Genomic DNA, 10,488 nt, shown 5'->3' with positions numbered 1-10,488 from the left:
CCCGGCATCCCTGCCGGGTTACCCACGGCTCAATACCTGCGTTCGGCCATCGTGGTTAACGGGGCGTTCAGATCAAAAGCCAAAGCAAGAGCAAGACGGCGGCCTGCCGGCCGGCCTTGGGGGAGTGTGCTCCCTGTAGCCGCTGCCGCAGGCTGCGCACGGGCGCGAAGCGCCCGTAAAACCAGGCGACGCGGTATATCAGGCAAACCGCGGATACAGGCTTGGCGTCCCTTCGGGCCGATCGCAGCCTGCGGCAGCGGCTACAGGGCTACAGGGCTACAGAGCTACAGAGCTACAGAGCTACAGAACACACGCTTTCAAACACAGGCCGGCCGGTAGGCCGCCTCGCGGTGCTTTTGGTTTTTTGCCCCATCGGGAGGCCGAGTGGAGGTTCTGCGCAGTGGGCAACTCGGCAGGGATGCCGAGTTAGCCGCCCCAGGCCATGGATGGCCTGTGGCGGCGGCCCACGGAGCAGGACCGGAGCGAGGGAATCCGAGCTTTAGCGAGGACCGGACGCCAGGGGCAGGGCCCTTTGGTTACTTTGGGGCCTTTCCAAAGTGACCCGCCGTAAGGGCGGAACCCTAAGTGGCCGTAACCGCAGCAACGGATATGTACTCAATATCCCAGTGCTTCGGAGGCCCCGAGATATTAGGTCTCTTCCGGTGGCTGCATAGTCGAGTTTGAGCGACAGTTGAGCGGATTCTGTACCCGCTCAAATCAAGTCCCACTTTTCCACCCCCCACCCAACGCCACCACCAACCCCACACTCGCCAACAACTCCCGCGTCTGCAGCGCCTGCAAACCCCGCTGCGCCTGCAACGCCACCGTCTGCGCCGTCACCACCTCCAGATAACTCACCGCCCCCGCCCGATAACTGTTCATCGCCAAAGTCTGCGCATGCTCGGCGGCATTCACCGCCGCCTGCTGGTCCAGCGCCTCCTGCCGCAAATCCCGCAACTGCCCCAGGTTGTCCTCCACCTCACGCACCGCCCGCAGCACCTGGCTGCGGTAATGGGCGGCGGCTTCCTCGAATTCGGCGTGGGCCTGGCGTTCGTTGGCGCTCAGGCGGCCGCCGTCGAAGATCGGCAGGTTGACCAGGGGCCCCAGCGCCCAGTAGCGATTGCCCGCCGCCAGCAGGTTGCCGCTGCCCTGGGTCTGCCCGCCGAGCAGGCCGCTGAGGCTGAAGTCCGGGTACCAGGCGGCCCGGGCCACGCCTATGCTGGCGTTGGCAGCGAACACCCGGCGTTCGGCGGCGGCGATGTCCGGGCGGCGTTGCAGCAGGGTGCTGGGCAGCTGTTGCGGCACGTCGGGCAGGGTCAGTGTCTGAGTGGCCGCGGGCAGTTGGAACTGGCTGGCCGGTTCGCCCACCAGTTCGCCTATCGCATGTTCGGTGAGGTTGCGTTGCCCGCGCACTTCGTCCAGTTCGGCCTCGGCGCTGGCCAGCTGGCTTTGCGCGCGGGTCAGGTCCAGCTCCGAGGCGATCTGCCCCTGGTAGCGGCTGCGGGTCAGTTGCAGGGCCTGGGCGTAATCGTCCAGGGACTGGCTGAGGATCGCGCGCTGTGCATCCAGGCCATTGAGCTGCACATAAAGCGCCGCCAACTGCTTTTGCAGGCTCAGGCGCGCCACTGCCAGATCGTCGGCCGAGGCTTCGGCCTGGGCATCGCCGGCGGCCACCTGGTTGCGAATCCGCCCCCACAGGTCCGGGTCGAAGCTCAAGGCCAAACCGGCGGTGTTGCTGTTGTACACCGAAGGCTGGCTGTCGCCGCGCAACGGCCGGTGGTCCGACTGGCGTTGGCGCAGCGACTGGCCGCTGGCGCTGATCTGCGGGAACAGCCCGGCATGCAGCTGGCTGGCATAGGCCTGGGCCGCGTCGAAGTGCGCCAGCGCCGCCGCCAGGTCCGGGTTGGCCTTGAGCAGGCGCTGTTGCAGGTCATCCAGGCGCGGGTCCTGGTACAGCAGCCACCACTGGCTGGCCAGCTGATCTGCCGGTTGTGCCGGATGCCAGGGGCCGTCGCTGGTCTGTTCGCGGTAGTGGGCCGGCAGCTCCACTGGCGGCACCTGGTAGCCGGGCGCCAGGGAGCAGCCTTGTAACGTAGCTAGCAGCAGCGCAATCAGCGGCTCAAGCCTTGGGCGCATGCTCACCTCCAGCGTCGGCCAGTTGCACCAGGTCGCCTTCGCGCAGAGCGTCGGGCGGGTTGTCGATCACCCGGTCGGCGGCTTGCAGGCCCTGGTCGATCACCAGCCGCGCGCCGAGGTCGAGGCCGATATGGATGTCCCGCAGGTGCACGTGATTGTGCTCGTCCAGCAGCGCCACCTGGGTGCCCTGGGCGCGGAAAATCAGGGCGCTGGCCGGAATGCTCACACCCCGGGTGTCGGCGGGCAAAGCCAGGGCGGCTTCGGCATAGTCGCCGGGCAGCAGCGCGCCGTCGGGGTTGTCGGCGACGAATTGGGCGAGCAGGGTGCCGGAGCGCTGGTCGATGGCGGTGGAGTCGCCGATCAGCTGCGCGCTGAAGTGCTGGCCGGGGTGTTCCGGCACTGTCAGCTCGGCGCTGAGGCCGGGGCGGATCACGCTGGCGTAGTTCTGTGGCACCGGCACGTAGAGCCGCAGCTTGTGGGTGTCGGCCAGGTCGAACAGCTGCGGGTCGCTGTCGTTGTCGGCCTTGATCAACTGGCCGATATCGGTGTGGCGCGCGGTGATGGTGCCGGCGAAGGGCGCGCGGATGGTCTTGTAGGCCTCCAGGGCCGAGAGCCGCGCATAGTCGGCAGCGGCCGCTTCGGCATTGGCCTTGGCGGCCGCGGCGTTGGAGGTTTTTTCATCGGCCTCTTGGCGCGACACCGAATGGCTGGCCACGAGGTTCTGCCAGCGCACGGCGGTAGTCTGCGCCAGGCGCGCGTTGGCCTGTTCCTGCACCAGCCGGGCATGGGCCTGGGCCAGCTGCTGGTCGAGGTCGGGGCTGTCGATTTCGGCGAGGACTTGCCCGGCCTGGACCTTGGCGCCTATGTCGCTGTTCCAGCTTTTCAGGTAGCCGCTGACCCGGGCGTGGATCGGCGCCTTGCTCCAGGCTTCCAGGTGCGCCGGCAGGCGCAGGGTGTCGCCCTGGCGGTTCTGCTGCGGCTGCAACACCAGCACCTGGGGCACGGCGGCGGTTTCGGTCCAGGCGGCCACCGCGCGTTCATGGCGGGCGCGCGCGGCCAGACCGTTGGCCACCAGCAGGGCGGCCAGGGTCAGGCCGCCGATGCCGAGCCACAGCAGGCGTTTGCGCGAGGGGGTGTGTTCAGGCGACATGGGTACTTTCTCCAGCGACAGCGCGAGTGGGGTGACGCCCGTGGACCAGGCTGAACACCACGGGAACGAAGAGCAGGGTGGCGGTGGTGGCGAGGATCAGGCCGCCGATCACGGCACGGCCCAGGGGCGCGTTCTGCTCCTCCGACAGGGCCAGCGGCAGCATGCCGATGATCATCGCCAGGGCGGTCATGCACACCGGGCGAAAGCGCGTATAGCCGGCCTCCAGCGCGGCCTTCAGGGCATCGCCGTGTTCCGCCAGGCGTTCGCGGCAGAAGCTCACCACCAGGATCGAGTTGGCCGTGGCCACGCCCATGCAGAGGATGGCCCCGGTCAGCGCCGGCACCGACAGCGAGGTGCCACTGAGGAACAGCATCCACACAATCCCGGCCAGGGCCGCCGGTAGCGCGGTGATGATCACGAACGGGTCGAGCCAGGACTGGAAGTTGACCACGATCAGCAGGTAGATCAGCACCACCGCGCCCAGCAGCCCCAGGCTCAGGCCGCTGAAGGCTTCATGCAGGGCGTCGATCTGCCCATGCAGGCTGATGGTCGCGCCCTTGGGCCGCAGCGCCTGGCTGTCGTCGAGGACTTTTTGGATATCCCGGGCCACGCCGCCCAGGTCGCGGCCCTGGACGTTGGCGTAGAGGTCCAGTGTGGGCTGGATGTTGTAGTGGCTGACCACCGCCGGGCTGTCCACCCGCGAGATGCTGGCCAGGCCGCCGAGGATCTGCGACTGGCCGTTGCTGCCGGTCACCGGCAGCGCTTCCAGGGACGGCAGGCTGTCCAGGCGGTATTGCGGGGTGGCCGCGACGATCGAGTAGGACACGCCGTTCTGCGGGTTGAGCCAGAAGGTCGGCGCCACCTGGGAACTGCCGGCCAGCGACGCCACCATGCTGTTGGTCACGTCGCGCTCGGTAATCCCCAAGCCATTGGCCCGCAGGCGGTCGACCTTGACCGCCAGCGAGGGGTAGCCGGTGGACTGCTGGATGCGCAGGTCGGCAATGCCCGGCACATGTTGCAGGCGCCGTTGCAGCGTCAGGGCATAGGCGCGGTTGGCGGCGCCGTCGGGCCCGGAGATTTTCACGTCCAGCGGCGCCGGCGCGCCGAAGTTGAGGATCTGGCTGCTGATGTCCGCCGGCAGAAAGGCGAACTGGCTGCCGGGGAAACTTTCCGGCAGGGCTTCGCGCAATTGCTTCACGTAGTCGGCGGTCGGCGCGTGGCCGGGCTTGAGGGTGACCTGGATGTCGCCGTCCTGCGGGCCGATGGTGCCGCTGCTGCTGTAGGCCATGTCGATGCCGCTCAGGGGGATGCCGATATTGTCGATCACGCTGTCCAGCTGCTCCGGCGGAATCACCTCGCGAATCCGCGCCTCGATGCGGTCGAAGGCCGCCGCGCTTTCCTCGATCCGCGTGCCCAGGGGCAGGCGCACATGCAGGGCCAGGGCGCCAGCGTCGGTGGCCGGGAAGAAGTCCTGGCCGAGGCTCGGCAGCAAGGCGAAGGAGGCCAGCACGCAGGCGAGGAAGCCCAGCAGGAAGCGCTTGCGGTTGGCCAGGGCCAGGGTCAGCAGGCCGTGATAAGTGTCACGGACATTGGAGAAGCGCCGCTCGAACCCCTGCTGGAACCCCAGCAGCCCGCGCACCAGGGCATGCCGTGGCGGGGCGTGCTGCTCGCCCTCGTGGTGGTTGATGAACGCATCTTCCGGGTGATGCCCCGGGCCTGCTTCCGGCACATGGGGCTTGAGCAGGTACATGGCCAGTGTGGGCACCAGGGTTCGTGAGAGGATGAACGAGCTGGCCATGGCGAAGATCACCGCCAGCGCCATGGGCCGGAACAGGTAGCCGGCGATGCCCTGCAACAGGAACATCGGCACGAAGACGATGCAGATGCACAACAGCGAGACGAAGGCCGGGCCGACGATCTGTTTGGCGCCGTCGAGGATCGCGGCCTTCACCGCCTTGCCCTGTTCCAGGTGCCAGTTGATGTTCTCGATGGTCACCGTGGCGTCGTCCACCAAAATCCCCACCGCCAGCGCCAGTCCACCGAGGGTCATGACATTCAGGGTCTGGCCGCTGGCGGCGAGCAGGGCGATGGCCGCGAGCACCGCCAGGGGGATCGAGGCGGCGATGATCAGGGTCGAGCGCCAACTGCCGAGGAACAGCAGGATCATCGCGCTGGTCAGCAGCGCGGCGATGATGCCTTCCCGGGCCACGCTGCCCACCGATTGCTTGACGAACACCGAGGCGTCGCCCAGCAGCGAAGTCTTCAGCGCCGACGGCAGGGTTTCGTCGATGCGCGGCAGCATCTGGCGAATGCCGTCGACGATCGACAGGGTGGAAATATTGCCGTTCTTCAGCGCCGGCATCAGCACCGCGCGGTGGCCGTCGACCCGCACGATATTGCTCTGCGGCGGCGAGCCGTCGCGCACATGGGCCACCTGGCCGATGGTGATCAGCGCGCCGTCGACGGTCTTGATCGGCAGGTCGTTGAGCTCGTCGATGGCGCTCGGGCTGTTGTTCAGCAGCACTGTGTACTCGCTGGCGCCGAGCTTGGCGGTGCCCACCGGGATGATCTGGTTCTGCGCCGCCAGGGCATTGCCCACGTCCTGCGCCGACAGGCCCTTGGCGGCCAGGGCCTGCGGGTCCAGGTCGAGGGTGATCTGCCGCTGCTTGCCGCCCATGGGCGTCGGCATCGCCAGCCCCGGCACGGAGCTCAGGGGCAGGCGGATATTGTTCTGCACCAGGTCGCGGATCCTGGCTTCCGACAGGGTCGGGCTGGAGAAGGCCATCTGCAGGATCGGCACGGTCGAGGCGCTGTAGTTGAGAATCAGCGGCGGGGTGATGCCCGGCGGCATCTGCTTGAGCACGGTTTGCGACACCGCCGTGACCTGGGCGTTGGCGGTGCGGATATCCACCCCCGGCTGGAAGAAAATCTTGACGATGCCCATGCCCGGCAGCGACTGCGACTCGATGTGCTCGATGTCGTTGACCGTGGTGCTCAGGGAGCGCTCATAGGTGTAGATCACCCGCCCGGCCATCGCGTCCGGCGACAGGCCGGTGTACTGCCAGACCACCGCCACCACCGGAATGCCGATATCGGGGAACACATCGGTGGGCGTGCGCAGGGCCGCCAGCGGCCCGATGATGCAGATAAAAATCGCCAGCACGATAAACGTGTAGGGCTTGAGCAGAGCGGTCTTGACCAGCCCGAGCATGCCTGGATCTCCGAGGGTGGGTTGCGAACCCCGGCAGTCTCCAGCGACCCACCTAACACGCGGCTTTCAGCCAGGTGAAGGAAGTTTTAGGTAAGGCCTGAATTTCCTTTCACGGGGATTCATTTGTCCTCTGTTCGGGGCCTCGACAAGCTGCATGGCAATCCGGCGCGACTGTTTTTTGGGGCCGCGCCGCGTGTTGATTGCCACTGCCGAGGTACCTGCCATGAATGCCAAACCCCTGCTGCTGATTCCCGCCCTGAGCCTGGTGCTGCTGTTGTCCGCCTGCGCCGGCCCCATGCCGCAGCCCGACCCCAAGGAAGCCTGGATCAGCCTGGAAGAAGAGGGCCCCAGCGACCTGATGGCCGAACGGGTCGACGGCAAGAACGTCGACGACGGCCGCTACTTCGAAGTCCAACCCGGCGCCCACCGCCTGGACGTGACCTTGTTCGAAGAAGTCGGCGGCGACTCCAACCAGGTCGATTGCCGCGGGCATGTGAGCTACCCGAACTTCCAGGCTGGCGAGCATTACAAGTTGGTGGAGTCGACCTTGGGGACGGAGGTGAGGGCGCGGTTGTTGGATGCTCAGGGGAAGCAGGTGGCGAGGGTGCGGGATTTTGAATGTATGCCGGGGTGATGTTGACGCGGCTGGGGATCTATCGCGGGAGAAGAAAGTGTCAGCACTGCTGACACTTTCTGAAGGCCTATTAATCCAGCCGGCAAAATCAGCGGGTCTGTCTCCGATTCAGGAGGCCCGTGCCAACGGCCTGCGCACATTGAGTTCGCGCTGGTCGATGTGGTCGCGCAAGTCACACTCATTACCGGGAGTCATGCACTGCACTGGTGAGTGTATTGTGGGCTGAAGATGCATAGCGTAGGAGCGCGACTAGAAAGCCTTTGGATTTGTATTGTATGGTAAGGCGTTAACGAAGTACGGGTTGGTTGACTAATGGAAGGTCATGAGATCTTTCTACTTATCGATAAGTAAAGAGAGAAATTTATGCAGGAACACTACAATCCGGCCGACGTCGAGGCAAGCGCTCAGGCTGATTGGGCTGCCAGAAAGACATTTGAAGTTTTCGAGGATCCTTCGCGACCCAAATATTATGCATGCTCCATGTTGCCGTACCCGTCGGGTAAATTGCATATGGGGCATGTTCGTAACTACACCATCAATGATGTACTGGCGCGGCAGAAGCGCATGAAAGGCTTCAACGTTCTGATGCCAATGGGCTGGGACGCCTTTGGATTGCCCGCAGAGAACGCCGCATTGGCTTCTAATCAGTCACCTTCCGCCTGGACACGGCAAAACATACAAGACATGAAGGCGCAGTTGAGTCCCCTTGGGCTGAGTATTGACTGGAGCCGTGAAGTTGCAACATGTGATCCTGATTACTACAAGTGGAACCAATGGTTCTTTCTGAAAATGCTTGAAAAGGGTATTGCTTACAAACATACCCAAATTGTTAATTGGGACCCTCTCGATAAGACCGTGCTGGCGAATGAACAGGTTATTAATGGTCGGGGCTGGAGGTCTGGCGCGCTGGTCGAAAAGAAAGAAGTTCCTGGTTATTACTTTGCTATCACTCAATATGCTGAAGAATTGTTGAGGGATATCGATAGCCTGGATGGGTGGCCGGAAATGGTCAAGACCATGCAGCGCAACTGGATTGGTAAAAGTGAAGGGGTGAGTTTCGGGTTCCCTCACCAGATAAAAGACAAGAATGGAACACTTATCGAGGACGGACGGCTGTCGGTGTTCACCACTCGCGCCGAAACCGTGATGGGTGTGACTTTCTGCGCGATTCCCCCGGAACATCCGATCGCCCTGCGGGCGGTAGAGCTCAATGCTGAATTGTCTCAGGTGATCGAACAATTCAAAGGTGGCGGTACCAGCGAAGCACAATTGTCTGGCATTGATCAGGACGGCGTATTCACCGGCTTCACGGTGGAGCATCCAATCAGCGGCGTTTCTATCCCGGTTTGGGTGGTGAATTACCTGGTTGCGGGGTACGGCACGGGTGCGGTCATGGGGGTGGCGGCGCACGATGAGCGTGACTTTTCGTTGGCCCGCAAAAAAGGCCTGCCGATCCGGCAGGTCATTCATATTGATGGGGTGGAGTACGACGACCGTTCATGGGATGCGTCATACGCTGCGAAGGATAAAGGCGTGCTGATCAATTCTGGCGAATTTGACGGTCTGGGACTCAAAGAGGCGAGCGAAGCTATTAGTGCCCGACTCGCCAGCCACGGTGGTGAGAAAAAAATAAACTGGCGACTCCGAGACTGGGGTATATCCCGCCAGCGTTACTGGGGCACGCCGATCCCGATGATTTATTGCGACAAGTGTGGCGATGTACCCGTGCCGCTCAAGGACCTGCCTGTCATTTTGCCTTTGGACTGCATACCAGACGGTTCCGGCAATCCTTTGCTTCAACAACCGGATTTCCTGCATGTCGATTGTCCGACCTGCGGTAGCCCCGCACGGCGCGAAACCGACACCATGGACACGTTTGTCGATTCCAGCTGGTATTTCATGCGCTACTGCGATCCGGGTAACCAGGACGCGATGGTCGCTGGGCCAGCGAAATACTGGATGCCGATGGATCACTATATCGGTGGCGTCGAACATGCCGTCCTGCATTTGCTTTACGCACGGTTCTGGACCAAGGCGATGCGCGACGAAGGCCTGATCGATCTCGATGAGCCCTTCAAGAATCTGTTCACTCAGGGCATGTTGCTGCGTGAGTGCTTCTACAGAGAAGCGCAGGACGGCGCCAAACGCTGGTTCTACCCGGCGGAAGTAGACGTCAGGCTCGGCGATGGTGGTCAGGCGATGGATGCGGTTGCCAAGGAAGATGGTTTGCCCGTGATCATGGGCGGCATCGAAAAAATGTCCAAGTCTAAAAATAACGTTGTCGAGCCACGGGAAATCATCGAGAGATTCGGTGCCGACACAGCCCGCCTGTTTACTATTTTCGCAGGGCCACCCACTCAAAGCATTGTCTGGAGCGACAGCGGCGTGGAGGGCGCCTATCGCTATCTGCGACGGTTATGGAGTTTCGCCTTCAAGCACCAAGACACCCTCATCACGGCAGCAGCGCAGCGAAGCACTCTGGACGAGCGTTCGGCACAACTTCAGTTCGAGATTCACAGCGTGCTGGAGAGCATCAACAGGGACTATGAAAAGCTGCACTACAACACGATCGTCTCCGGCGCGATGAAAATCCTCAACCTGCTTGAAAACGAGAAGGCCGCCTCAGGCAGTGTCATTCGAGAAGGGGTCGAGATCCTGTTGAAAGTCCTCTACCCGATCACGCCGCACATCGCGCATGTGCTCTGGACCGAGCTGGGGTTTGACAAGGACATTCTCGAATCGCAGTGGCCTGTGGCATCGCCTGAGGTTCTGACTCGCTCAGAGTTGAAGCTGGTGGTGCAGGTCAACGGTAAGTTGCGCGGGGAAATTGTGGTATCTGCGACGGCTGACCGAGCGGAAATAGAGGCCTGTGCACTTGGGGATGAAGCGGTAGCGCGCTTTATAGAGGGCACTCCGAAAAAAATCGTGATTGTGCCGGGTCGTCTGGTCAATATCGTGCTGTAACCATCTGAAGCAGGGGCGGTCGCTCCTTGCTCCATTACACCAGCGTCAGCCTTCAGGGATGGCGCTGGTGGCTAACGTCTTCCAACCCCATCCTTCGGCGGCGCAGCTTGAGCAGCGTCTGTCTCTTGGCCTCTCAGCGTCTGGAAACAGCTTGCGTAGAGGCCTCAGCGCTTCAAACAAATTAGAAATCGTCGTGGATTGCTGATTTTTTAGATACTTAAACGAAATAATATGATGGCTTTTGATTTCCTTTCGGGCTTAAAAGTCAGGCTCGTGTCTGTGCTCCTATTCTTTTAATGCGGATAATTATTAATTAGGTGGCCAGTTTTTTACAGAGTTACACCTAATGTATAGGGTGATTAGATCATCGGATTTTGGTCGGTAGTCGTCGTA

The 10,488-nt window shown here is 62.6% G+C and carries 5 protein-coding genes; 2 read left to right on the top strand and 3 right to left on the bottom strand.

Annotated features, from left to right (window positions below; genetic code table 11):
* Positions 1-717: 717 nt before the first annotated feature.
* The 3 genes from ACTJKT_RS13635 to ACTJKT_RS13625 are packed head-to-tail and all read right to left on the bottom strand — an operon-like array spanning position 718 to position 6,497.
* The gene (locus ACTJKT_RS13635) at positions 718-2,136 is read right to left on the bottom strand and encodes an efflux transporter outer membrane subunit (RefSeq protein WP_440787470.1); all 1,419 of its coding nucleotides are present in this window, start codon (positions 2,134-2,136) and stop codon (positions 718-720) included.
* On the bottom strand, positions 2,120-3,286 hold the full coding sequence (locus ACTJKT_RS13630) for an efflux RND transporter periplasmic adaptor subunit (protein WP_440787469.1): 1,167 nt from the start codon (positions 3,284-3,286) through the stop codon (positions 2,120-2,122). Before ACTJKT_RS13630 ends, ACTJKT_RS13635 begins: the two co-directional genes overlap by 17 nt.
* The gene (locus ACTJKT_RS13625; RefSeq protein ID WP_440787468.1) at positions 3,276-6,497 is read right to left on the bottom strand and encodes an efflux RND transporter permease subunit; all 3,222 of its coding nucleotides are present in this window, start codon (positions 6,495-6,497) and stop codon (positions 3,276-3,278) included. The genes ACTJKT_RS13630 and ACTJKT_RS13625 overlap by 11 nt, the downstream gene beginning before the upstream one ends.
* Before the next feature lie 223 nt (positions 6,498-6,720).
* On the opposite strand from ACTJKT_RS13625, the gene ACTJKT_RS13620 reads away from it, so the two are divergent.
* Positions 6,721-7,131, top strand: coding sequence for a PA0061/PA0062 family lipoprotein (locus tag ACTJKT_RS13620; protein ID WP_440787467.1), 411 nt, complete (start codon positions 6,721-6,723; stop codon positions 7,129-7,131).
* A 363-nt stretch (positions 7,132-7,494) separates the two neighbouring features.
* Positions 7,495-10,095: a leucine--tRNA ligase gene (leuS, locus tag ACTJKT_RS13615; RefSeq protein ID WP_440787466.1), complete on the top strand. Its 2,601-nt coding sequence runs from the start codon at positions 7,495-7,497 to the stop codon at positions 10,093-10,095.
* Positions 10,096-10,488 lie beyond the last annotated feature (393 nt).

Source organism: Pseudomonas sp. 22526 (assembly GCF_052044735.1).
Classification (GTDB): Bacteria; Pseudomonadota; Gammaproteobacteria; order Pseudomonadales; family Pseudomonadaceae; genus Aquipseudomonas; species Aquipseudomonas piscium.
This window is presented reverse-complemented; position numbering and strand designations above follow the sequence as displayed.

Coding starts and splice junctions, on each gene's coding strand:
- ACTJKT_RS13635 (WP_440787470.1), bottom strand. CDS start 2,136: ATGCGCCCAAGGCTTGAGCCGCTGATTGCGCTGCTGCTAGCTACGTTA.
- ACTJKT_RS13630 (WP_440787469.1), bottom strand. CDS start 3,286: ATGTCGCCTGAACACACCCCCTCGCGCAAACGCCTGCTGTGGCTCGGC.
- ACTJKT_RS13625 (WP_440787468.1), bottom strand. CDS start 6,497: ATGCTCGGGCTGGTCAAGACCGCTCTGCTCAAGCCCTACACGTTTATC.
- ACTJKT_RS13620 (WP_440787467.1), top strand. CDS start 6,721: ATGAATGCCAAACCCCTGCTGCTGATTCCCGCCCTGAGCCTGGTGCTG.
- leuS (WP_440787466.1), top strand. CDS start 7,495: ATGCAGGAACACTACAATCCGGCCGACGTCGAGGCAAGCGCTCAGGCT.